At 66.6% G+C, this 22,248-nt stretch carries 20 protein-coding genes; 12 read left to right on the top strand and 8 right to left on the bottom strand.

Translation table 11 applies throughout. The features are described from left to right. Positions 1-34: 34 nt before the first annotated feature. Positions 35-1,072, bottom strand: coding sequence for a rod shape-determining protein (locus ACGI6K_RS16255; RefSeq protein ID WP_376948654.1), 1,038 nt, complete (start codon positions 1,070-1,072; stop codon positions 35-37). A gap of 206 nt (positions 1,073-1,278) precedes the next feature. Here ACGI6K_RS16255 and gatC point away from each other — a divergent pair, with 206 nt between their 5' ends. The 5 genes from gatC (at position 1,279) to ACGI6K_RS16280 (ending at position 6,105) form a co-directional block, all read left to right on the top strand. Continuing rightward, the gene (gene gatC / locus ACGI6K_RS16260; protein ID WP_012699910.1) at positions 1,279-1,566 is read left to right on the top strand and encodes an Asp-tRNA(Asn)/Glu-tRNA(Gln) amidotransferase subunit GatC; all 288 of its coding nucleotides are present in this window, start codon (positions 1,279-1,281) and stop codon (positions 1,564-1,566) included. Then, positions 1,566-3,017 (top strand): Asp-tRNA(Asn)/Glu-tRNA(Gln) amidotransferase subunit GatA, encoded by a 1,452-nt coding sequence (gene gatA, locus ACGI6K_RS16265; protein ID WP_376948656.1) that lies wholly within the window; start codon positions 1,566-1,568, stop codon positions 3,015-3,017. Before gatC ends, gatA begins: the two co-directional genes overlap by 1 nt. 106 nt (positions 3,018-3,123) lie before the next feature. Further along, positions 3,124-4,572 (top strand): Asp-tRNA(Asn)/Glu-tRNA(Gln) amidotransferase subunit GatB, encoded by a 1,449-nt coding sequence (gene gatB / locus ACGI6K_RS16270; protein ID WP_376948658.1) that lies wholly within the window; start codon positions 3,124-3,126, stop codon positions 4,570-4,572. A 53-nt stretch (positions 4,573-4,625) separates the two neighbouring features. Further along, positions 4,626-4,994: a septal ring lytic transglycosylase RlpA family protein gene (locus ACGI6K_RS16275; protein ID WP_376948660.1), complete on the top strand. Its 369-nt coding sequence runs from the start codon at positions 4,626-4,628 to the stop codon at positions 4,992-4,994. A gap of 28 nt (positions 4,995-5,022) precedes the next feature. Continuing rightward, positions 5,023-6,105, top strand: a complete 1,083-nt coding sequence (locus ACGI6K_RS16280) for a calcium/sodium antiporter (protein WP_376948662.1) — start codon at positions 5,023-5,025, stop codon at positions 6,103-6,105. 9 nt (positions 6,106-6,114) lie between these two features. Here the strand turns inward: ACGI6K_RS16280 and ACGI6K_RS16285 are convergent, their stop codons facing one another. After that, positions 6,115-7,056: an AEC family transporter gene (locus ACGI6K_RS16285; RefSeq protein ID WP_376948664.1), complete on the bottom strand. Its 942-nt coding sequence runs from the start codon at positions 7,054-7,056 to the stop codon at positions 6,115-6,117. A 346-nt stretch (positions 7,057-7,402) separates the two neighbouring features. On the opposite strand from ACGI6K_RS16285, the gene ACGI6K_RS16290 reads away from it, so the two are divergent. Beyond that, positions 7,403-8,455 carry a class I SAM-dependent methyltransferase gene (locus ACGI6K_RS16290; RefSeq protein ID WP_376948666.1) on the top strand — a complete coding sequence of 351 codons (1,053 nt, stop codon included), beginning with the start codon at positions 7,403-7,405 and terminating at the stop codon, positions 8,453-8,455. 94 nt (positions 8,456-8,549) lie between these two features. On the opposite strand, the gene ACGI6K_RS16295 is transcribed toward ACGI6K_RS16290, so the two are convergent. Next, positions 8,550-9,110, bottom strand: coding sequence for a response regulator transcription factor (locus ACGI6K_RS16295; protein ID WP_376948668.1), 561 nt, complete (start codon positions 9,108-9,110; stop codon positions 8,550-8,552). Further along, positions 9,103-10,365 (bottom strand): ATP-binding protein, encoded by a 1,263-nt coding sequence (locus tag ACGI6K_RS16300; RefSeq protein WP_376948670.1) that lies wholly within the window; start codon positions 10,363-10,365, stop codon positions 9,103-9,105. Before ACGI6K_RS16300 ends, ACGI6K_RS16295 begins: the two co-directional genes overlap by 8 nt. A gap of 175 nt (positions 10,366-10,540) precedes the next feature. Here ACGI6K_RS16300 and ACGI6K_RS16305 point away from each other — a divergent pair, with 175 nt between their 5' ends. From ACGI6K_RS16305 to ACGI6K_RS16330, 6 genes are read left to right on the top strand one after another with little or no spacing between them, the layout of a single operon-like run. After that, complete coding sequence (locus ACGI6K_RS16305; RefSeq protein WP_376948672.1) at positions 10,541-11,254, top strand: SIMPL domain-containing protein; 714 nt, start codon at positions 10,541-10,543, stop codon at positions 11,252-11,254. Positions 11,255-11,267: 13 nt separating this feature from the next. Continuing rightward, a complete protein-coding gene (locus tag ACGI6K_RS16310; protein ID WP_376948674.1) occupies positions 11,268-12,881 on the top strand; it encodes an ABC transporter substrate-binding protein in 1,614 nt (537 codons plus the stop codon). Between the two features lie 9 nt (positions 12,882-12,890). Then, positions 12,891-13,901 carry an ABC transporter permease subunit gene (locus ACGI6K_RS16315; protein ID WP_376948676.1) on the top strand — a complete coding sequence of 337 codons (1,011 nt, stop codon included), beginning with the start codon at positions 12,891-12,893 and terminating at the stop codon, positions 13,899-13,901. Between the two features lie 10 nt (positions 13,902-13,911). Further along, positions 13,912-14,811 (top strand): ABC transporter permease subunit, encoded by a 900-nt coding sequence (locus tag ACGI6K_RS16320; RefSeq protein WP_376948678.1) that lies wholly within the window; start codon positions 13,912-13,914, stop codon positions 14,809-14,811. 10 nt (positions 14,812-14,821) lie between these two features. After that, on the top strand, positions 14,822-15,790 hold the full coding sequence (locus tag ACGI6K_RS16325) for an ABC transporter ATP-binding protein (protein ID WP_376948680.1): 969 nt from the start codon (positions 14,822-14,824) through the stop codon (positions 15,788-15,790). Continuing rightward, positions 15,787-16,746, top strand: a complete 960-nt coding sequence (locus ACGI6K_RS16330) for a peptide ABC transporter ATP-binding protein (protein ID WP_376948682.1) — start codon at positions 15,787-15,789, stop codon at positions 16,744-16,746. The genes ACGI6K_RS16325 and ACGI6K_RS16330 overlap by 4 nt, the downstream gene beginning before the upstream one ends. A gap of 699 nt (positions 16,747-17,445) precedes the next feature. Here ACGI6K_RS16330 and ACGI6K_RS16335 read toward each other — a convergent pair. The 4 genes from ACGI6K_RS16335 to ACGI6K_RS16350 all read right to left on the bottom strand — a co-directional run bounded on the left by ACGI6K_RS16335 (position 17,446) and on the right by ACGI6K_RS16350 (position 22,209). Continuing rightward, positions 17,446-18,366: a biotin-dependent carboxyltransferase family protein gene (locus ACGI6K_RS16335; protein WP_376948684.1), complete on the bottom strand. Its 921-nt coding sequence runs from the start codon at positions 18,364-18,366 to the stop codon at positions 17,446-17,448. Beyond that, a complete protein-coding gene (pxpB, locus tag ACGI6K_RS16340) occupies positions 18,363-19,037 on the bottom strand; it encodes a 5-oxoprolinase subunit PxpB (RefSeq protein WP_376948686.1) in 675 nt (224 codons plus the stop codon). The genes ACGI6K_RS16335 and pxpB overlap by 4 nt, the downstream gene beginning before the upstream one ends. Further along, positions 19,037-19,789: a 5-oxoprolinase subunit PxpA gene (locus ACGI6K_RS16345; RefSeq protein ID WP_376948688.1), complete on the bottom strand. Its 753-nt coding sequence runs from the start codon at positions 19,787-19,789 to the stop codon at positions 19,037-19,039. The genes pxpB and ACGI6K_RS16345 overlap by 1 nt, the downstream gene beginning before the upstream one ends. 68 nt (positions 19,790-19,857) lie before the next feature. Next, positions 19,858-22,209 carry a PepSY domain-containing protein gene (locus tag ACGI6K_RS16350; protein ID WP_376948690.1) on the bottom strand — a complete coding sequence of 784 codons (2,352 nt, stop codon included), beginning with the start codon at positions 22,207-22,209 and terminating at the stop codon, positions 19,858-19,860. Positions 22,210-22,248: the final 39 nt, after the last annotated feature.

Genomic DNA, 22,248 nt, shown 5'->3' on the forward strand with positions numbered 1-22,248 from the left:
TTCCGGCGCGCCCCCCGGAGCCCGGCTCGGCGGCTCACTCGGTGGAAAGCAGATCCATGCGGTGGCTGTCGATCATTTCCAGCGCCCGGCCGCAGCCGCGCGCCACACAGGTCAGCGGGTCCTCGGCGACGATCACCGGCAGTCCGGTTTCCTGAGCCAGCAGCTTGTCCAGATCGCGTAACAGGGCGCCCCCGCCGGTCAGTACCAGACCGCGTTCGGCGATATCCGAGGCCAGCTCCGGCGGAGACTGCTCCAGGGCGCTCTTCACCGACTGCACGATGCTCGCCAGCGACTCCTGGATCGCATCCAGCACCTCGTTGGAATTGAGAGTGAAGCTGCGCGGTACGCCCTCGGCCAGATTGCGCCCGCGCACGTCCATCTCGCGCACCTCGCTGCCCGGCCAGGCGGCACCGATCTCCTGCTTGATGCGCTCGGCGGTCGCCTCGCCGATCAGACTGCCGTAGTTGCGCCGCACATAGGTGACGATGGCTTCGTCGAAACGGTCGCCACCGACCCGGACCGATTCAGCATAGACCACGCCGTTCAGCGAAATCAGGGCGATCTCGGTGGTGCCGCCGCCGATATCCACCACCATCGAGCCATGCGCCTCGTCCACCGGCAGGCCGGCGCCAATGGCCGCCGCCATCGGCTCCTCGATCAAAAACACTTCGCGGGCACCGGCACCGAGGGCCGACTCGCGGATGGCCCGGCGCTCGACCTGGGTCGACTTGCAGGGCACGCAGATCAGCACGCGCGGACTGGGCTGCAGGAAACTGCTCTCGTGCACTTTGTTGATGAAATACTGCAGCATCTTCTCGCAGACGCTGAAATCGGCGATCACGCCATCCTTCATCGGACGGATCGCGGTGATGTTGCCCGGGGTTCGTCCCAACATGCGCTTGGCCTCGGTGCCAACCGCCACAACGCTTTTCTGGTTGCCGTGCGTGCGGATGGCGACCACGGACGGCTCGTTCAGAACAATGCCGCGCTCGCGCATATAGATGAGGGTGTTGGCAGTTCCCAGATCGATCGACAGATCGCTGGAAAACATGCCACGAAGTTTTTTGAACATTGACGGGAACCCTGAGGCAAAGCATGGGTAAAAAAGAGCGCAGACTCTAACAATGGCAGGGATTTTGGGCAAGGCGCCCACTGTGCTAAATTCCCCGTTTTCTGCAGCCCGCAAGGCCGGCAAGCACGGTCTTCGCCCCCTGTCCGTGCCCCCGGTGCCCGGACTTCCCCCTAGCGGCCGGCTGCCCGTTTCTCTGGAGAATTTCGATGGCGCTTGAACGCTCCGACGTGGAAAAGATCGCTCACCTGGCCCGCCTGGGGCTGGACGACGCCGAGATTCCACGCACTACCCAGACCCTGAACGACATCCTCGGCCTGATCGACCGGATGCAGGCCGTCGACACCCATGGCATCGAGCCCCTGGCCCATCCCCTGGAGGCCACCCAGCGCCTGCGTCCGGACGAGGTCACCGAGACCGACCACCGCGACGCCTACCAGGCCATCGCCCCGGCCGTGGAGAACGGCCTGTATCTGGTTCCCAAGGTGATCGAGTGATGCATCGACTGACTCTGGCGCAAATCGCCCGCGGCCTGGCCGCCAAGGAATTCTCCTCCGTCGAGCTGAGCGAGGCCCTGCTGGCCCGCATCGCCGAACTCGATCCCGGGCTCAACAGCTTCATCACCGTCACCGCCGAGCAGGCCCTGGAGCAGGCCCGCGCCGCCGATGCGCGGCGCGCCGCCGGCGAGAACGGCGCCCTGCTCGGCGCGCCGATCGCCCACAAGGATCTGTTCTGCACCAAGGGCGTGCGCACCAGTTGCGCCTCGAAGATCCTCGACGACTTCGTCGCCCCCTACGACGCCACCGTGGTGGAGAGACTCGCCGCCGCCGGCTGCGTGAGCCTCGGCAAGCTGAATATGGACGAGTTCGCCATGGGCTCGGCCAGCGAATCCAGCCACTACGGCCCGGTGAGAAACCCCTGGAACAGCGAATGCGTCCCCGGCGGCTCCTCCGGCGGCTCGGCCGCCGCGGTGGCGGCACGGTTGGTCCCGGCGGCCACCGGCAGCGATACCGGCGGCTCCATCCGCCAGCCGGCGGCATTGACCAACCTCACCGGCCTCAAGCCCACCTACGGCCGCGTCTCGCGCTGGGGCATGATCGCCTATGCCTCCAGCCTCGACCAGGGCGGCCCGCTGGCGCGCAGCGCCGAGGACTGCGCCTTGCTGCTCTCCGCCATGGCCGGCTTCGACCCGAAGGACTCTACCTGCGTCGATCAGCCGGTGGACGACTACCTGGCCGCCTTGCACCGGCCGCTGGCTGGCCTGCGCATCGGCCTGCCGCGCGAATACTTCGGCGCCGGCCTCGATCCGCGCCTGTCTGATGCGGTGATGGCCTGCGTCGAGGAACTGAAGAAGCTCGGCGCCACGGTGAAGGAAATCGGCCTGCCCAGCATGCAGCATGCGATCCCCGCCTACTACGTGATCGCCCCGGCCGAGGCCTCCTCCAACCTGTCACGCTTCGACGGCGTGCGCTTCGGCTACCGCTGCGAGAACCCGCAGAGCCTCGAGGACCTGTACAAGCGCTCGCGCGGCGAAGGCTTCGGCACGGAAGTGAAGCGGCGCATCATGGTCGGCACCTACGCCCTCTCCGCCGGCTACTACGACGCCTACTACCTCAAGGCGCAGAAGATCCGCCGGCTGATCCGCAGCGACTTCATCGGCGCCTTCCAAGAGGTGGACCTGATCCTCGGCCCGACTACCCCGAATCCGGCGTGGAAGCTCGGCGAGAAGGGCGACGACCCAGTCGCCGCCTACCTTGAGGACATCTACACCATCACCGCCAACCTCGCCGGCATTCCCGGCCTGTCCATGCCGGCCGGCTTCGTTGACGGCCTGCCGGTGGGCGTGCAATTGCTCGCGCCCTACTTCCAGGAGGGTCGTCTGCTCAACGTCGCCCATCAGTACCAGCAGGCGACCGACTGGCACCAGCGGGCACCGGAAGGATATTGAGGCATCGCTCCGCAATGCGGCCGATGCCCCTCCCCCGGCCGGGGGAGAAGCTGGCCCGCAGGGTCGGGAGAGGGGCCGCATGCCACCAGATTCGAGGAACACACAGATGCAATGGGAAACCGTGATCGGGCTGGAAATCCACGCACAGCTCGCCACCCGCTCGAAGATCTTTTCCGGCAGCGCCACCGCCTTCGGCGCCGAACCCAACACCCAGGCCAGCCTGATCGACCTTGGCATGCCCGGCACCCTGCCAGTGCTCAACGAGGAAGCCGTGCGCATGGCGGTCCGCTTCGGCCTGGCCATCGAGGCGGAAATCGGCCATACCAACGTCTTCGCCCGTAAGAACTACTTCTACCCGGACCTGCCCAAGGGCTACCAGACCAGCCAGATGGACAAACCCATCGTCGGCAAGGGCCACCTGGACATCACCCTGGAGGACGGCACGCTCAAGCGCATCGGCATCACCCGCGCGCATCTGGAGGAAGACGCCGGCAAGAGCCTGCACGAGGACTTCCACGGCATGACCGGCATCGACCTCAACCGCGCCGGCACGCCGCTGCTGGAAATCGTCTCCGAACCGGATATCCGTTCGGCCAAAGAGGCGGTCGCCTACGTCAAGGCGATCCACGCACTGGTCCGCTACCTCGGTATCTGCGACGGCAACATGGCCGAGGGTTCGCTGCGCTGCGACTGCAACGTATCGGTACGTCCGAGGGGCCAAGAAGCCTTCGGCACCCGCGCCGAGATCAAGAACGTCAACTCCTTCCGCTTCATCGAGAAGGCGATCAATCATGAGATTCAACGGCAGATCGAGCTGATCGAGGACGGCGGCAAGGTAATCCAGGAAACCCGCCTGTACGATCCGAACAAGGACGAGACGCGCTCCATGCGCGGCAAGGAGGAAGCCAACGATTACCGCTACTTCCCCTGTCCCGACCTGCTGCCGGTGGTGCTGGAAGAAGGTTTCGTCGAGCAGTTGCGCGCAACTCTGCCCGAGCTGCCCAACCAGAAACGCGAGCGTTTCCAGAGCCAGTACGCTCTGTCCGCCTACGATGCCAGCGTGCTGTCGGCCAGCCGCGAGATGGCCGAGTACTTCGAGGCGGTCTTCGAGGTCTGCGGCGATGCCAAGCTGGCGGCCAACTGGGTGATGGGCGAGTTGTCCAGCCTGCTCAACAAGGAAGGCCTGGAGATCGAGCGCTCGCCGGTATCCGCCGAACAGCTCGGCGGACTGATCCAGCGCATCCAGGACAACACCATCTCCGGCAAGATCGCCAAGATGGTCTTCGAGGCCCTGGCCGCCAGTGAGGGCGCTAGCGCCGATGCGATCATCGAGCGGAAGGGCTTGAAGCAGGTCACCGACACCGGCGCCATCGAAAGCATGCTCGACGAAGTGCTGGCCGCCAATGCCGCCCAGGTCGAACAGTACCGCGCCGCCGACGAGGCCAAGCGCGCCAAGATGTTCGGCTTCTTCGTCGGCCAGGCGATGAAGGCCTCCAAAGGCAAGGCGAACCCCGGCCAGGTCAACGAACTGCTGAAGAAGAAGCTCGAAGGCTGAGCCAGCGACAGCGCCTGGCCCAAGCCGGCGCTGCACCTCCCGGAGCCTCGATCATGCTGCGAACATTGCCACTCGCCCTCCTCGCCCTGCTTGCCGGCTACCCTTCGGAGCAGCTCGAAGCCGCCCGCTACAGCGCCCAGGGCATGGCCTCCTACTATGCCAACCACCACCACGGCAAGCGTACCGCCAGTGGCGAGCTCGTGGATCGCAACACCCTCACGGCCGCCCACCGCACCCTGCCGCTCGGCAGCCGAGTGCGGGTAACCAGCCTGAGAACCCGCCGCAGCGTGGTGGTGCGCATCAACGACCGCGGCCCCCACACCGGCGGACGGATCATCGACCTGTCCTACAAGGCTGCCCGGCAATTGGAGATACTGAATGCCGGCGTGGCCCTGGTACGTCTGGAACTGCTCGACAACTGAGGGAATGACCGCCTGGGACGGACCCCGAATGACACCTCTGACCTTCATCTGCCTGATCGCCGGCCTGGCCCTGCTGATCGCCGGCGCCGAAGCCCTGGTTCGCGGCACCGCATGCCTGGCCGCCCGCTTCGGCATTCCGCCGCTGATCATCGGCCTGACCGTGGTGGCCTTCGGCACCAGCGCCCCGGAAATGGCCGTCAGCGTGCGATCCGCCAGCGGCGGACAGGGCGATATCGCGGTCGGTAACACCATCGGCAGCAACATCTTCAACGTGCTGATGATCCTCGGCCTGTCCGCACTGGTCATTCCGTTGCGGGTTTCGCGTCAACTGATCCGTTTCGACGTACCCGTCATGATCGGCGTCAGCCTGCTAGCCTGGCTGCTGGCCATCGACCGCGAATATAGCCGTCTAGATGGAGTGCTGCTGTTCGCCGGCATTCTCGTCTACATCGCCTTTCAGGTGCGCAGCGGCCTGAATGCCGGAACCAGCGGCGGCAACAACGACTTCGAGACGGAATTCGGCAGGAAGCCCGCAGGACACCTCGCCCTGCCCGGCCACCTGGCGCTCGTCGCCCTCGGCCTGGCCATGCTGGTCTGGGGCTCCGACCTGCTGATCGATGCCGCGGTGACCCTGGCCCGAGCGCTCGGCCTATCCGAACTGACGATAGGCCTGACCATGGTCGCCGCCGGAACCTCGCTGCCGGAATTGGCCACGTCGCTGGTGGCCGCCATCAAGGGCGAGCGCGACATCGCCGTGGGCAATATCGTCGGCAGCAATATCTTCAATCTGCTCGCGGTCCTCGGCCTGACCGCGCTGGTCTCGTCCGCCCCGCTCGAGGTGTCGCCCAACGCCCTGGCCTTCGACTACCCGGCGATGATCGCGGCGGCGGCGGCCTGCCTGCCGATCTTCTTCACCGGCTACCGCATCGGCCGCCGAGAGGGGTTGCTGTTCTTCGGCTACTACCTGGCCTACGGCGCCTACCAGGTACTGTTCGCCAGCGGTGCTTCCGCCGTAGACCTGCTGCACGATGCTCTAGCCTGGTACGCCCTGCCGCTGACCACCGTGACACTGCTGGTCATCGCCGCCCGCGAATGGCGGCAACGAAGCTGAGAGCGCAGCTCAGATCCAGCCGAGCCATTGCAGGATGAAAATACCGATATTGGTGGTGACCGCGGCCAACAGCGTGGTGATCACCACTATCCCTCCCGCCAACTGATGATTGCCGCCCACTGCCTTGGCCATGACGAAGCTGGCCGCGGCGGTCGGGCTCGCGAAATAAAGGAAGAGCACGCCCAGTTCGGCACCACGGAAACCGCATAGCCAGGCACCGAGCGTCTCCAGCAGCGGTAGCCAGACCATCTTCAGCAGGCTGGCGCCAAGTCCCATACCACCGCTTTCGCGCAGGGCGGCGAGGGAAATGGTGCCGCCGATGCAGATCAGCGCCAGCGGCATGGTCATCTGCGCGAAATAGTCGCCGGAGGTGAGCAGCCAGGCCGGCAGGCCGACATGCCAGTAGGCAAACGGGATCGCCATCAGCACGCCGATGATCAGTGGGTTGCCGAGGATGCTCTTGGCGAGGCTCCAGGGATCGGTCCGGGCGGTCGGGCTGTAGAAAGCCAGCACTACCGATGCGAGCGTGTTGTAGACCAGGATCACCGCCCCGGCCAGCACCCCGCCGAGGGACAGACCGTAATCGCCGTACATGCTGGTGGCCAGGGCCAGGCCGACGATGCCGTTGTTGCCGCGAAACGCGCCCTGCACATAGACGCCGCGATCGGGACGCGGGCAACGCCACAGCGACCAGGCCCAGGCGATCAGGAAGCCGGCGATGGAAGCCAGGATGAAATAGCCGAGCAGCGCCGGCTGCAACGCCGCATCCAGATCGGCCTGCAAGATCGCGAGGAACAGCATGGTCGGCATGGTGCCCTTGAACACCAGCGTCGATGCCGTGTCGATGAAGGCGATGTCGATCCAGCCGAGGCGCCGCAACAGTACGCCGAGAAACAGCATGGCGAATACCGGTGCGGTGATGCCCAGGGTTTGCGAGAACAGCGCGAACATGTGAAAAGTCCGAAAAATAATAGGTACCTATCATAACGGCATATCTCCCGCCGGGAGGCAGGATGCCGAGGCACTCCGCCCGGATGGCCTGGCCGGAACCACGAGTTGCCGTCCCGGTACATCCGCTTCCGACGGCACCGGAACGATCGAAAAACCGGCGGCTCGACAATGGACTGCAAAGCCATGCTTAAAGACACCGTAACAAACCAGTGTTAAATCAATATCCATCTGAAAAACCACGAGTGTTTTACGGGCAAATATTCAGACATAGACATCTTGTCGCCATGGCCCGCCTATTGCCGTTTAAAACCAATCCGTCGTTTGACTTGGTGGTTGATGGAAAAAAATGGAAAAGCATTGGTGCAGACTTGAACGAGAGGGCAACATCGGCATTGACTTCATAATCAACCCATACCTATATAAAGAAATTGCCGACTTTCTCTGCGAAAACCCGGAATCGAAAATCGTCGATTTCGGCGCGGGCACGAACATGCTGGCGATTCAATTCATGTATGGAAACTTGCTAGACATCCCTGCCCTGGAGTCGATAAAAAACATCGCTCAGGCGAGAAAGAACATCGACAACTTCATCGGCTTGGAAGGCTCCGAACAGTTGGTCGCAAAAGCCAGGGAACAGCTTGGCGAACTGGGACATCCGGGCAATATCGACATTCGCCACTTCGAGGTGAGGCACGGACAAAGAAAACCCTTCGGCGACTCGTCCATTGCCCTGGCCATTTCGCGAAACTTCGTCATGCACCTGGAAAAGAGCGATCTGGAATACCATGTCTCGGAAATTTCCAGAATTCTGAAAAACGATAGAAAGTCTATCATCGCCTTTCTGAACCCGAGCCATGAACAAAAGAAACACCTCGACCAGAGTCCGCACAACAAACCGCTGCAAACCAACGAGAAATACTCGTTCGTCCATGGCTCCCACGGAGAGCATGGAGTATTCGCCCATTACTGGAAGGATATCGATACCTACGAAAAGATCTTCGACAAGCACCTGAAAATAATAAACCAGGTCGAGTGCTTCCCCATCACCGACAGATTCAGGGAAAAATACCACCGTTATTATCAGAAGGACTTGCCAATGGCCTTGGTATACGTTCTGGCGAAGCGGCAAGGCCTCGACCACGAATCGCTCCTGCCACCCGGCCGCCAGTCCGCACCGATACATTGCAGGCGATACTTTCATGAGATGATCGGGCAGCGGCTCCGGGAGCCCGACGCTTCAGGGCGATCGCATGGATTCGCCGCTCGACAGTGGACTGGCAAAACCATGTGTCGACTCGTTCCGGTTTTCGGCAGTTGCACAAGCCGCTGGCCGGGAGGCCGGACACTCCGATTTCGGGCTCCTGCCAGTCACTTTCCCTTCGCTCGCGCGAACGAATGAAGCGACCGAAAAGCAAGCGCGCCCGGCATCCGGGTCTAACCTGCGGCCGCTCGCACCGAGCCGATGCCCGATGCGAAAGACCATGGACAGGCCCTCAGCGGCGGACCGGACGTTTCTGCAGCTTGCGCTGCAATGTACGCCGGTGCATACCCAGGGCGCGGGCGGTGGCGGAGATGTTGCCGTCGTTCTCGCTGAGCACGCGCTGAATGTGCTCCCACTGCAGGCGATCCACCGACATGGGGTTGTCCGGCACCAAACTGTTCAGGTCGACGTGCTCGGAAAGCAGCGCGGTGAGCACGTCGTCGGCGTCGGCCGGCTTGCATAGGTAATTGCATGCGCCACGCTTGATCGCCTCCACGGCGGTGGCGATGCTCGAGTAACCGGTGAGGATCAGCACGCGCATCTCGTTGTCCAGTTCGAGCAGCTTGGGCAGCAGCACCAGCCCCGAGTCGCCCTCCATCTTGAGATCCAGCACGGCATAGTCGGGCACATCTTGAACTGCCAGCTCCAGCCCCCCCTCGGCCGAACTGGCACAACTCACCCGGAAGCCGCGGCGGGTCATGGCCCGCATCATGACACGGGTGAAGGTCGTGTCGTCGTCCACCAGCAGCAGGTGCGGCTGCTGTTCTTCTCCCTCGATCGGATGCTCACTCATAGTAGTCTCCTGGCCCCAGGCGCGGCAGTCGCAGCTCGGTCAGCGTACCGCCCTCCTCGTGGTTGTAGAGTTTCACCGAGCCACCGGCGCGAGTCACGCTGGCCTGGCTCAGAAATAGGCCGAGGCCGAAGCCCTTGCCCTTGGTGGTAAAGAAAGGCTTGCCCAGTTGCTCGGCGATCGCCAGAGGCACGCCTTCGCCATGGTTGTGAATGCTGATGCACAACTCCTCGACGTCCCAGTCGAGGTAGATGTCCAGGTCGTCCGGACAGGCATCGGCGGCGTTATTGAGCAGGTTGAGCATTGACTGGGTCAGGTCCGGCGACGGCGCCAGGCGCGGCATGGAGCCCGTGCCGAGGATTTCATAGCGATAGCTCGCCTCCGGGCGCATCAGGTGCCAGCGATTGAGCGCCGTCTCCAGCCAAGCCGCTGCGCTCTGCTCTTGGACCGCCTGCATGCGATCCGCCTCGGCGGCGCGTACCAGTTGCTGCAGGGTGTCCTTGCACAGCTTCACCTGTTCCTGGAGCACCGCCAGATCCTCCTGCAGCAGCGGATCGTCGTGCTCCTGGCGCAGTTCGGTGATCAGCACGCTCATCGTCGCCAGCGGCGTGCCCAGCTCATGGGCGGCGCCGGCCGCCTGGGTGGCTACCGCCAGCAGTTGCTGGTCGCGCATGCCCTCCTCGCGGCGCGTGGCCTGGAACTCTTCCTGACGGCGCAGTTCGCCGGCCATCCGCCCGATGAAGAAAGTGATCAGCGCCGCCGCCAGGGCGAAGCTCAGCCACATGCCGTAGATCAGCAAGGTGACGCGATGCTCCGGCGGCAGGGTGGTCGGGTTGTACCAGAAGACCAGCAGCGTGTAGGCCACGAACGCCAGGCCGGCGAGCATCACCGTGTGCCGCCTGGGCAGAGTCGCCGCGGCGATGGTCAGCGGCACCAGGTAATAGGAAACGAAGGGGTTGGTCGGACCGCCGGTGAAATACAGCAGCAGGCTGTGGATGATCAGGTCGCAGGCCAGATGGCCGGCGTATTCCAGATCGGTCACCGGCCACGACATGGTCAGGCGCAGGGCGGTTCCCAGGCAAAGCATGGCCGACAGGCTGAGGGTGAAAGCAAGCGCCAGCCAAGGCAACGGCATCAGACCGGTGAGATAGGCGAGCCCGACCGAACCGGCTTGGGCGGCCAGCACGAGGACGCGGATCAGGATGAGCCGACGGAGGTTGTGGCGGCTGGCCGACAGCATTTGAACGGGTGCGAGCATAGGAATGGCTTGTCATGGAGGCCTGGGAGCGCGCGGCCAGTATACCCAAAAGCCTGCCACCAGCCGGGCCGAATGCGGCAACCGGACGCAGACGGGCTGCAAAAACCGGACTGCGCCGGTAGAGTTTGGCTCGAAACCCAACAGATACGCTCCCGGCCCACACAAGGATTTCCCCATGCTTTGCTGTCTTCGCCCCACCATTCCCCTCGTCCTCGCTGCCCTGGCCAGCCTGCCGGCACTGGCCGAGGACGGTCCCCGCTACAACCAGATCTCCCTGCATGCCGAGGCAAGCCGGGAGATCGCCCACGACCTGATGCAGGTGACCCTCTATGCCGAAGCCCAGCACAAGGACCCCGGCCAGTTGGCCAGCGACATCACCCGCACCCTCAACGGCGCGGTAGAGCGCGCGCGCCAAGTGGCGGGGGTGAAGGTCAGCCTCGGCAACCGCAACAGTTATCCGGCCTACGAAGACCAGGGCCGACGGATCGTCGCCTGGCGCGAGCGCGCCGAGCTGCGCCTGGAAAGCGCCGACTTCGCCGCCCTTTCCCAACTGAGCGCTAACCTGCTCGGCGAACTTAGGATCGCCGACATGCGCTTCTCCATCGCCGATGCCACACGTAAGAAGGGCGAGGACGCACTGCTGCAGGACGCCGTGCGGGCCTTCGGCGAGCGCGCCCAGCTCGCCACCCAGGCGCTCGGCGGCAACGGCTACAAGTTGGTTAGCCTGAACCTCGGCAGCAGCGGTGTGGTCCCGCCCCCCTTCGCCCGCGTGGCGATGGCGAAGACCATGGACCGCGAGGCGGCGGGCGCGCCAGCGCCGGAGATCGAAGCCGGCAGCAGTCAGGTGAGCGTCAGCGCCGACGGCGTGATCGAGGTGCAGATGCCCTGAGGCGGCCGCCATCATGACACTCCGACGCCCGACTGCCCTCCTGCTCGCCGGCCTGCTCGCCGGCGCCGTCCAGGCCACGCCGAGCAGCTTGGTGGTCTGTACCGAGGGCAGCCCGGAAGGCTTCGACATCGTCCAGTACACCACCGCCGTCAGCGCCGACGCCTCGGCGGAGACGGTGTTCGACCGCCTGCTGCGCTTCGCTCCCGGCGGCAGCGAACTGCTCCCCGCCCTCGCCGAGCGCTGGGAGGTGTCCGCCGACGGCCTCGAATACACTTTCCACCTGCGCCGCGGCGTGAAATTCCAGCGCACGCCCTGGTTCGTGCCGAGCCGCGAATTCGACGCCGACGACGTGATCTGGAGCTTCCGGCGGCAGATCGATCCCGCGCATCCCTGGCACAAACTGTCGCCGCGCGGCTTCCCCTATGCCGAATCGATGGCCGTGGGCGAGCTGATAGAACGCATCGAGCGCCTCGATGAGCACCGCGTGCGCTTCGTCCTGCGCTACCCGGAGGCGCCCTTCCTGGCCAACCTGGCGATGGGCTTCGCCTCCATCTACCCGGCCGAATACGCCGATCGACTGCTGGCCGCCGGCACCCCGGAGCGCCTCAACAGCCAGCCGGTGGGCAGCGGCCCATTCATCTTCGAACGCTACGAGAAGGACGCCCAGGTGCGCTTCCGGCGCAACCCGGACTACTGGGACGGCGCGCCGGCCATCGAGCGGCTGATCTTCGCCATCACCCCCGAGCCCAACGTGCGGGTGCAAAAGCTCAAGGCCGGCGACTGCCAGATCGCCCTCTACCCGCGCCCGGTGGACCTGCCCGGCCTGCGCCGGGACGCGCGCATCCAGGTGCTGGAGGACGAACCGCTGCTGACCGCCTACATCGGCATCAACACCCGTCATCCGCCGCTCGACGACGTGCGAGTGCGCCAGGCGCTCAACCTCGCTTTCGACAAAGCCGCCTACCTGCGCGCCCAGTACGGCGAGGGCGGCGCCAGCCCGGCGGTGGCGCCCTACCCGCCGATCCTGTGGGGCTCCGACCCGACGCTCGCCGGCTGGCCCCACGACCCGGCACGGGCCCGCGCCCTGTTGGCCGAAGCCGGACACGCCCAAGGCTTGGAGCTGAGTATCTGGACCCGTCCCGGCGGCGGCCCGACCAACCCCAACCCCGGCATCGGCGCCCAGTTGCTGCAGGCCGACCTGGCCGCCATCGGCATCCGGGCGGAAATCCGCGTGCTGGAATGGGGCGAGCTGATCAAGCGCGCGAAGAACGGCGAACACGACTTGGTGTTCATGAGCTGGGCCGGCGACAACGGCGATCCGGACAACTTCTTGACCCCCAATCTGTCCTGCGCCGCGGCCGCTTCCGGCGAAAATCAGGCCGGCTGGTGCGACGAGCGCTTCGATGCCCTGTTGCGCGAGGCGCGCCGCATCACCGACCAGGCACAACGCGCCGCGCTCTACCGCCAGGCCCTGGCGATCTTCCACGAACAGGCGCCCTGGATTCCCCTGGCCCATCCCCGCGAGTTCGCCGCCGTGCGACGCGACGTCGAGGGCTTCGTGATCAGCCCGCTGGGCTCCAACAACTTCGCCGGCGTGCGTCGCGCCCCGGCCAACGCTCCGGAGTGAGCCCCGCGCATGTTGTCCTTCCTCGCCCACCGTCTCGGCTTGCTGATCCCCACCTTCCTCGGCGTAACCCTGCTGACCTTCACCCTGATCCGCCTGATCCCCGGTGACCCGGTGGAGGTGATGATGGGCGAGCGCCGCCTCGACCCGCAGATGCATGCCGAGGCCATGCACCAGCTCGGCCTCGACCGGCCGTTGCACGAGCAGTACCTGAGCTACTTGGGCCAATTGGCGCGGGGCGATCTCGGCCAGTCGCTGCGCACCCGCGAAAGCGTCTGGAACGAGTTCGCCGGGCTGTTTCCGGCCACCGTCGAACTGGCCCTCGCCGCCCTGCTGCTGGCCAGCGTCCTCGGCTTGCTCGCCGGCACCTTGGCGGCGTTGAAACGCGGCTCCATCCTCGACCACGGCACCATGGGCTTGGCGCTGACCGGCTACTCGATGCCGATCTTCTGGTGGGCGCTGGTGCTGATCATGTTCTTTTCCGTGGAACTCGGCTGGACACCGGTCTCCGGGCGCCTCGACCTGCTCTACGACGTACCGCCGGTGACCGGCTTCATGCTCGTCGACACGCTGCTCAGCGACGAGCGCGGCGCCTTCCTCGACGCCCTGCGCCACCTGATCCTGCCGGCCATCGTGCTCGGCACCATCCCGCTGGCGGTGATCGCCCGCATGACCCGCTCGGCGATGCTCGAAGTGCTGCGCGAGGACTACATCCGTGCCGCCCGTGCCCGTGGCCTGTCGCCGGTGCGGCTGGTGTTCGTGCACGCGCTGCGCAACGCCCTGGTCCCGGTGCTCACGGTGTTCGGCCTGCAGGTCGGCTCGCTGCTCTCCGGCGCGGTGCTCACCGAAACCCTGTTTTCCTGGCCGGGCATCGGCAAGTGGCTGATCGAAGCCATCGGCGCTCGCGACTATCCGGTGGTGCAGAATGGCATCCTGCTGATCGCCGCGCTGGTCATCCTGGTCAACTTTGTCGTGGACATCCTCTATGGCCTGGCCAACCCACGCATCCGTCACCGGCAATGAGGACCCGTCGATGAATACCTCCGCTCTCGCCAGCGAACCGGCTTGGCCCTCGCCCTTGCGCGACTTCTGCCGGGCCTTCGCGCGCAACCGTGGCGCCTTCGCCGCCTTGCTGTTCCTCGCCCTGCTCGCTCTCTGCGCGCTGCTGGCGCCCTGGCTCGCGCCCTTCGACCCCGCAGCCCAGCACCGCGACTTCCTGCTTACCCCACCGGCTTGGCTGGAGGGCGGCGAGACGCGATTTCCGCTCGGTACCGACGAACTGGGCCGCGACCTGCTCTCGCGACTGATCCATGGCGCGCGCCTGTCGCTCTCGATCGGCCTGGCTTCAGTGGCGCTGTCACTGCTGCCCGGCGTGCTGCTCGGCCTCTGCGCCGGCTTCTTCCCGCGCCTGCTCGGCCCTTCGATCATGCGCCTGACGGATATCATGCTGGCGCTGCCCGCCCTGCTGCTGGCGGTAGCGGTGGTCGCCGTACTCGGTCCGGGACTGCTCAACACCGTGCTGGCGATCGCCATCGTCTCGCTGCCCGCCTATGTGCGCCTGACCCGCGCGGCGGTACTCGGCGAGATCCACCGTGATTACGTCACCGCCGCGAAGCTGGTCGGCGCCGGACGGCTGCGCCTGATGTTTGTCGCGGTGCTGCCGAACTGTCTAGCGCCCTTGATCGTCCAGGCTACCTTGGGCTTCTCCGCGGCCATCCTGGATGCCGCCGCGCTGGGTTTTCTCGGCCTCGGCGTGCAGCCACCAAGCCCGGAATGGGGCAGCATGCTGGCCGCGGCGCGGGATTACATCGAACGTGCTTGGTGGGTGGTGACCTTGCCGGGCCTGGCCATCCTCTCAAGCGTGCTGGCGATCAATCTGGTCGGCGACGGCCTGCGCGACGCGCTGGACCCGAAGCTGAAGAACCTGGCTTGAGGAGCGCACCATGAGCCTGCTGGAAATCGACAACCTCAGCGTGCGCTACGGTCCCGCCGAAGCTCCGCCGGTGGTGGACGGCCTCGACCTGCGCCTGGAGGCCGGCGAGGTGCTGGCCATCGTCGGCGAGTCCGGCTCCGGCAAGTCACAGGCCATGCTCGCCTTGCTCGGCCTGATCGACCCACCCGGCCGGGTCGCCGCCGAGCACCTGCGCTTCGCCGGCCACGACCTGCTCGCCCTCGGCGAACGCCAGCGCCGCCGGCTGCTCGGCAAGGAACTGGCGATGGTCTTTCAAGACCCGCTAGCCGCCCTCGACCCCAGCTACCGGATCGGCTTCCAGCTCGAGGAAGTGCTGCGCCAGCACCTCGGCCTGCGCGGTCGCGAGGCCCGCCGGCGCGCCCTGGAGCTGCTCGAACAGGTCGAGATCCCGGCCGCCGCCAGCCGCCTGGAAGCCTACCCGCATCAGCTCTCCGGCGGCATGGCCCAGCGCGTGGCCATCGCCCTGGCGATCGCCGCCGGACCGCGCCTGCTGATCGCCGACGAACCGACCACCGCCCTCGACGTGACCATCCAGGCGCAGATCCTCGAACTGCTGCTGAACCTGCAGCGCGAGCGTGGCATGGCCCTGCTGCTGATCAGCCACGATCTCGCCGTGGTCGCCGAATGCGCCAGCCGGGTCTGCGTGATGTATGCCGGCCAGGCGGTAGAAGTCGGCGAGTTGCCCGGTCTGTTCGACGCCCCAGCGCATCCCTATACCGAGGCGCTGCTCGCCGCGCTGCCCGAGGCCGGTACCGCGCGCCGCCCGCTGCGCGGCCTGCCGGGCAGCGTCCCCGGCCATCACGACCGGCCCGCCGGCTGCCTGCTGGCGCCGCGCTGCGCCTATGCGCAGGACGACTGCCGCGCCCTCCGGCCAGCGTTAGAAGCCAGGCGCCGAAGCCTGGCGCGCTGCTTCCACCCGCGCAACCAGGAGAGTCCATGAACCCGGTGCTGATCGCCCGCGACCTGACCCGTCACTACCGCATCTCTCGCGGCCTGCTTCGTCCCGCGGCCAGCGTCCGGGCGCTGAACGGCCTGTCCTTCGAACTCGAGGCCGGCGAGACCCTGGCGGTGGTCGGCGAGTCTGGCTGCGGCAAGTCGACCTTGGCCCGCGCCCTGACCCTGGTCGAGGAGCCGACTGCCGGCTCGCTGCGGATCGCCGGTCACGACGTCGCCGGCACCGACCACCGACTGCTGCGCCGCGACGTGCAGATGGTCTTTCAGAACCCCTACGCCTCGCTCAACCCACGCCGGCGGATCGGCGATCAGTTGGCCGAACCGCTGGCCATCAACACCAACCTCTCCGGCGCCGAGCGCCGCGCCAGGGTGCTGGCGATGCTTGACCAGGTCGGCCTGCGCGCCGAGCACTATGCGCGCTACCCGCACATGTTCTCCGGCGGCCAGCGCCAGCGTATCGCCATCGCCCGGGCGATGATGCTGCGTCCCAAGGTGCTGGTCGCCGACGAGCCGACGTCGGCGCTCGATGTGTCGGTGCAGGCCCAGGTGCTCAACCTGTTCCTGGAACTGCAGCGGCAATTCGGCACCGCTTATGTGTTCATCTCCCACAACCTGGCGGTGGTGCGCCACGTCGCCAACCGCCTGCTGGTGATGTACCTCGGCCGGCCCATGGAGCTCGGCCCTGCTGAAAGGATCTATCGGAAGCCGCTGCACCCCTATACCCAGGCCTTGCTCGCCGCCACGCCGACCCTGCATCCCGAGCCGGACCGCCAGCGCGTCCGCCTCGCCGGCGAGCCGCCCGACCCGCTGGAGCCGCCGTCCGGCTGCGTGTTCCATCCGCGCTGTCCATATGCGACGGAGCGTTGTCGGGTAGAGGTGCCGGCGCTGCGGGAAGTGGATGGGAGGGAGGTGGCTTGTCATTATGCGGAGCGGTTCGTGTGAGGCTTATGTATTTGTCGGCTTGGGCCTAACCCAAGGGGCAATGACGACACGCTGTCCTCGGCGCGATCTACAGGTTTCGCCTTGCACGGCGACTCACTTTTTTCAGTCGCGAAAAAAGTAAGCAAAAACGCTTGCCCCTATCATCCGGCCCCGCCTGCGGCGGGGTTCCCTCCCTCTGTCGTCGCTCCAGGGGCCAGGCCCGAAGAGCCATCCATGGCCAACGGACCTTTCGCCGCATCCATGCGGCTCAACCCCTTTCTCGACGACTCCACTCGGCCTTCTGAAAGGGGCGTTCGGCGCTGCCTGGCTGCTTTGGCGTCAAAAAGCAAAAATCCAGAAGCAGCCGCCGCCTGAAACCTGAAAGGTTTTGTGAAGGTTCAGCCCACACCCAAGTCCCGTATAGAAGGCCGAGCGGAGGCGCTGCACAGAGGGACGCGAGGCATGGACGCCGAGCGAGTCGCGAAGGGACAGGGACGTCCCTTCGTGGCGTGCCCCTGGAGCAGCGCCGGAGCGAGGGAACCCGCAACAGAGCGCAGCGTAGTGGAGGGCCGGATGTCGGGTGCCCTTCTTCTTTGGTTACTTTCTTCTTGGGCAAGCAAGAAGAAAGTGACTCGCCGTGCAGGGCGAAACCTGTCGGCCGGGCCGAGGAAAGCGCTGAGATTGCTCGCGAAAGCCATGCCAGAGAAATCCGGCAAGCGCTCAGCGCCCGAAGAACCGATAGAACTCCCGCACCTCCCCCTGCACCGCCTCTATCCTCACCGGCTCGAAGCGTACCGTCCGGTGCGCCGGACACTGCGCCAGCAGCCCCAGGTCCAGCGGATGCACCCAGCCGAGAATGGGATAGCCACCCATGGTCTGCCGGTCGGCCATCAGCACGATCGGCTGGCCGTCCGGCGACACCTGGATGGCGCCCGCGGTCACTCCCAACGACCACTGCCTGGCCGGTGCCCGCAAGGGCTCGCCGGAAAGGCGCGCCCCCATGCGGTCGGATTGCGGACTGAGGCGCCAGGGCCGGGCGAAGAAACGCTGGCGATCGGCTACGCTGAAATCCCCAGCATCGCCGCCGAGCATCACGCGCAGATAGGGCTCGGCCCGGTAGTCCGGCACGAAACGCCAGGGCACGCTGGCGGCGCCGGGCAGGACGGCCGGCATGCAGGGCAGGAAGTCCCCGGCGCACAGCGGCCGGCCGTCGCCGTGCAGGCCGCCAAGCCCCTCGCGCTCCTGGGTCGCCACACTGCCCAGCACGGGAGCAGCGCGAAAGCCTCCCGCCACCGCCAGGTAGGCACGCTGGCCGCTGCGCGCGAAACCGAGGCGCATACGCTGCCCGGCGCGCAGGACGAAGCGCGACCAGTTCGGCCGTGGCGCGCCGTCCAGGCGGATATCCAGTTCGGCGCCGCAGAGCGCCACCCAAGTGTCGAGCGCGCTTTCCAGCTCCATGCCGCCCAGGGCGATTTCCACCAGCGGCGCGCCCCAGGGATTGTCCAGCAGTCGATTCGCCCAGGCCGCCGCCTGGATGTCCAGAGGGCCCGCGGGAGACACGCCAAGGTGCTGCCAGCCCAGCCGGCCGGCATCCTGCAGCAGGCTGAACGGACCAGGGCGAATCACCGCGAGGCCCGTCACGGCGCACCGCCCTCGGCGCGAAAGGCCGCTTCGTCGATGGCCAAAAAACGCACCCGGTCGCCCACCGCCAGCGCACAGGGCGGCTCGGCCTGGGCGTCGAACAGGCGCCACGGACAACGCCCAATCAGGTGCCAGCCCCCCGGCGAAGCCTGGGGATAGATCGCCGTCTGCCGTTCGGCGATGGCCAGCGAGCCGCCCGGTACCCAGGTGCGCGGCGTGCGCCGGCGCGGCAAGGACAGGCGCGCGTCCAGTTCGCCGAGGTAGGCGAAGCCCGGAGCGAAGCCGATGGCGCCGACTCGGTACTGCGCGCCACTGTGCAGGGCGATCAGTTCGGCCTCGCTCAGGGCGCAGGCGTGGGCCACCTCGGCCAGGTCCTCGCCGGCATACCAGACGGGGATCTCGTGCAGATGCCCGCTACGGGAAGGCTGCGCCTGCACGCACCAGTCCTCGAGCAGGGGCAACAGGCGTCTGCCGAGCTGCAGATGATCGGTCCGCAGCAGATCGTAATGCAGCAGCAGAGTGGTCCAGCCGGGGACCAGATCGACGACCAGCGGCCCCAGTTCGAGCTGGATCAGATCGGCCAGGGCGGAGATGCGCAACGGCAGGCCGGCGTCCGGCTGTTCGGCCAGGACCAGCAGCAGGGCTTCGGGACCGGCGGGCTCGAGGCGCATCAGAAAGCGTCGAGCGCCGCGCGCAGGCGGCGCAGCACGGCCAGCGACTCGGCGTTGTCGCCGTGCACGCAGAGGCTGTCGGCGCGCAAGCACAGAGGCTTGCCGTCGAGGTCCGCGAAAGGCTCACCGCGGGCGATGGCCAAGGCCTGGACGAGGATGCGCTCGGGGTCCGCGTGCACTGCTTTGTCCAGGCGGCGCGGCGCCAGCCGGCCGTCGGACAGGTAGGCGCGATCGGCGAAGGCCTCGAACAGCAGCGGCACCCCGGCGGCCTCGGCGAGCCGCCGCTCGCGGGCGTTGTCGGCCAGCGCCAGGATCATCAGCGGCAGACCCGGACGGAAAGCCGCGCAGGCCTCCAGCACGGCGCCGAGCAGTTCGTCGTCGAGCACCAGATCGTTGTACAGCGCGCCATGCGGCTTGACGTAGTCGACGCGGGCACCCGCAGCGCGGCAGAAAGCATCGAGCGCGCCGAGCTGATAGAGCACCAGGGCGCGCACCTCGTCGGGCGAGCAGTCCAGGTGGCGGCGACCGAAGCCGGCCAGGTCCGGGTAGGCCGGGTGCGCGCCGATGCTCGCCCCGTGGCGCATCGCCAGGGCCACGCTGCGCTGCATAGTCAGGGGGTCGGCGGCATGGAAGCCGCAGGCCAGGTTGGCCTGGTCGATCAGCGGCATGGCGAGCGCGTCGTTGCCCATTTTCCAGGCGCCGAAGCTTTCGCCCATGTCGCAGTTGAGAAGGATGCGGGGAGCGGTTTTCATCGCACTAGCTTGGAGCCTCCGCCAGTCCATCGCAAGCTTGCGAAGGAAATGCGCCTCCCGCAACGATTTTAGAAGAGATCGCGGCGAAAACGTCCCTCGTCGCGCAGGCGCTCGACCGCGGTGCTGCCGAGCAGCTCGATGAGCACCGCCTCGACTCCGGAAGCCATGCCACGACTGCCGCACAGGTAGATGACGGCCCCCTCGGCCAGCCAGCTACGCAGGAAGTCGGCGGCGTCGCGCAGACGATCCTGCACGTAGACCTTGCTTCCCGCGTCGGTGGAAAAGGCCAGGTCGAGGCGGACCAGCCGCCCCGCCGTCTGCCAAGCCAGCAACTCGTCGCGACAGAGGAAATCATGGGCCTTGCTGCGTTCGCCGAAAATCAGCCAATTGCGGCTCTGGCCGCGCCGGACGCGCTCGCGCAGCAAGCCGCGCAGCCCGGCCAGACCGGCACCGTTGCCAATCAGCAGCAGCGGCCGGTCGTCCGCCGGCAGGCGGAAGCCGCCGTTGGAGCGCAAACGCATCGGCACGCGGGTCCCCAGCGCCAGTTCGCACAGCCAGCCGGAGCACAGCCCCAGCGTACCGTCGGGACGCCGCTGCCGGCGCACCAGCAGCTCCAGCACGCCATCCTCTTCCAGCGAGGCGACCGAATAGCAACGCGGCAGCGCATCTTGCGGCGGACGGACCTCCACCAGGTCGCCGGCCTCCCAGTGCTGCCCATCCGGAATCTGGAAAACCAGGCGCCAGACCGGCTCGGCCGTGCTGCCCAGGTTGAGGCACTCGCGGGCCAGCAGCATCCATTCGTCGAAGCGCTCCTCCTGCGCCGCCGGCGAGCCGTCGCCGACCAGCCGGCCGAGTTGCTCGCGCCAGGTCTGCAGGGCCGCGCCGTCGTCGCCGTCCACCTCCACCGGAGCGAACAGCTCCTGAGCTCCCTGCTTTTTCAGCCACTGCTCGAGACGCCGGGCGAAGGCGCAGAAATGCGGGTACTGGCGGTCGCCGAGCCCGAGCAGAGCATAGTGCAGGTGGCTCAATTCGCAGTCGCTGCCGAGCACCCTGCGCGCGAAGCCGCGGGCGTTGTCCGGCGCCTCGCCGTCGCCGAAAGTGCTGACCACGAACAGTACGCGCTCGGCACCGAGCAGGTCGCTTTCGTCGAACTGCGCCAGCGAACGCACCCGCACCGCGGCGCCAGCCACCTGCAACTGGCCAGCGGCCTGCCAGGCCAGACGTTCGGCGAAACCGTTCTGACTGGCGAAGCCGATCAGCCACGGCTGGCCTTCGACCGACGGCGTCAGGGCCCGTTGCGCCTCGCGGGCGGCGCGGCGGCTACGTCGGCGGTCGAGATAGAGCTGCCAGCCGGTGACAAAAAACAACGGCATGCCCAGGCTGGCGAGCATCATCAGCACGCGCCCGGGATGGCCGAAATACTCACCGGTATGCAGTGGATAGAGGCTGGCGAGCAGGCGCCGGGGCAGGCTCTTGTCCGCGTAGCGTTCATGTTCGAGCGGCATGCCGCTGGCGACGTCGAGGCTCAGCCGGTCGGTCGCCCGGGAATGGTCGGCGCAGGACGCGACATAGGTGATCTGCAGCGGCAGACCGGGACGCTCAGGCAGCGCCAGGTTGACCTGCCGGTAGGTAGCCCCCACTTCGCGGCGGAAAGCCTGGAACAAGGGATCGAGGTCGATCGCCGGCGCCGCTGCTCCGTCCTGCCCGCCTCCCGGAGGCGGAGCGCGGCGTCCGCCGTGCGGCGCGGCGGTTTCGCCGGCCAGGGCGAAGAGGCCTTGGCGATACCAATCGAAGGACCAGTTCAGGCCGGTCAGCGCGGCCAGCATATAAAGCAGCAGCACCCAGGTACCGGCCACCGCATGCAGGCCCCAGAGAAAACCGCGCCCCTGGCGCGACCAGTCGAGGACCAGCCAGGCGCGCCAGTCGCCGGCCCGGCGCGGCCAGCGCAGGTAGAGACCGGACAGGCATAGAAATACCAGGATCAAGGTCGAGGCACCGGTGATCGCCTTGCCGGTGTCGCCGATGGCTAGCCAGCGATGTACCTGCATCATGAAACGGAAGAAATTCAGTCCCCGCGCCGCGCCAAGCAGATCGCCGTCGTAGGGATCGGCGTAGAGGGTCTCGCCGCGCGGATCGGCGCCGCCGACGATCACCCGGGCGGCATCCTCCGGCGCGCTCGACAGGGTCAGCCCGAGCACCTGGCGCTGCCCCAGTTGCCCGCGCAGGCTGGCGAGCAATTCGTCCGGAGTCAGCGCCCGGGCGTCCTGCGGCATCTTGACGGTCATCACCCCCGGATTGAGAAAACGCAGCAACTCCTCCTGGTAGGACAGGCTCGCGCCGCTCACCCCCATGACCGCCAGCACCAGCCCGGCAGTGATGCCGAACAGCCAGTGCAACTGGAAAAGAATCTTCTTCAACACTGATGTCACCCGATCGGTATCACCTCTGGCGGCACGCCT

It is taken from the genome of Azorhizophilus paspali, from assembly GCF_043587585.2.
GTDB lineage: Bacteria > Pseudomonadota > Gammaproteobacteria > Pseudomonadales > Pseudomonadaceae > Azotobacter > Azotobacter paspali.

Bases quoted from the DNA above. Each gene is read 5' to 3' on its own strand.
- ACGI6K_RS16255 (WP_376948654.1), bottom strand. From the start codon at position 1,072: ATGTTCAAAAAACTTCGTGGCATGTTTTCCAGCGATCTGTCGATCGAT.
- gatC (WP_012699910.1), top strand. From the start codon at position 1,279: ATGGCGCTTGAACGCTCCGACGTGGAAAAGATCGCTCACCTGGCCCGC.
- gatA (WP_376948656.1), top strand. From the start codon at position 1,566: ATGCATCGACTGACTCTGGCGCAAATCGCCCGCGGCCTGGCCGCCAAG.
- gatB (WP_376948658.1), top strand. From the start codon at position 3,124: ATGCAATGGGAAACCGTGATCGGGCTGGAAATCCACGCACAGCTCGCC.
- ACGI6K_RS16275 (WP_376948660.1), top strand. From the start codon at position 4,626: ATGCTGCGAACATTGCCACTCGCCCTCCTCGCCCTGCTTGCCGGCTAC.
- ACGI6K_RS16280 (WP_376948662.1), top strand. From the start codon at position 5,023: ATGACACCTCTGACCTTCATCTGCCTGATCGCCGGCCTGGCCCTGCTG.
- ACGI6K_RS16285 (WP_376948664.1), bottom strand. From the start codon at position 7,056: ATGTTCGCGCTGTTCTCGCAAACCCTGGGCATCACCGCACCGGTATTC.
- ACGI6K_RS16290 (WP_376948666.1), top strand. From the start codon at position 7,403: ATGGAAAAGCATTGGTGCAGACTTGAACGAGAGGGCAACATCGGCATT.
- ACGI6K_RS16295 (WP_376948668.1), bottom strand. From the start codon at position 9,110: ATGAGTGAGCATCCGATCGAGGGAGAAGAACAGCAGCCGCACCTGCTG.
- ACGI6K_RS16300 (WP_376948670.1), bottom strand. From the start codon at position 10,365: ATGCTCGCACCCGTTCAAATGCTGTCGGCCAGCCGCCACAACCTCCGT.
- ACGI6K_RS16305 (WP_376948672.1), top strand. From the start codon at position 10,541: ATGCTTTGCTGTCTTCGCCCCACCATTCCCCTCGTCCTCGCTGCCCTG.
- ACGI6K_RS16310 (WP_376948674.1), top strand. From the start codon at position 11,268: ATGACACTCCGACGCCCGACTGCCCTCCTGCTCGCCGGCCTGCTCGCC.
- ACGI6K_RS16315 (WP_376948676.1), top strand. From the start codon at position 12,891: ATGTTGTCCTTCCTCGCCCACCGTCTCGGCTTGCTGATCCCCACCTTC.
- ACGI6K_RS16320 (WP_376948678.1), top strand. From the start codon at position 13,912: ATGAATACCTCCGCTCTCGCCAGCGAACCGGCTTGGCCCTCGCCCTTG.
- ACGI6K_RS16325 (WP_376948680.1), top strand. From the start codon at position 14,822: ATGAGCCTGCTGGAAATCGACAACCTCAGCGTGCGCTACGGTCCCGCC.
- ACGI6K_RS16330 (WP_376948682.1), top strand. From the start codon at position 15,787: ATGAACCCGGTGCTGATCGCCCGCGACCTGACCCGTCACTACCGCATC.
- pxpB (WP_376948686.1), bottom strand. From the start codon at position 19,037: ATGCGCCTCGAGCCCGCCGGTCCCGAAGCCCTGCTGCTGGTCCTGGCC.
- ACGI6K_RS16345 (WP_376948688.1), bottom strand. From the start codon at position 19,789: ATGAAAACCGCTCCCCGCATCCTTCTCAACTGCGACATGGGCGAAAGC.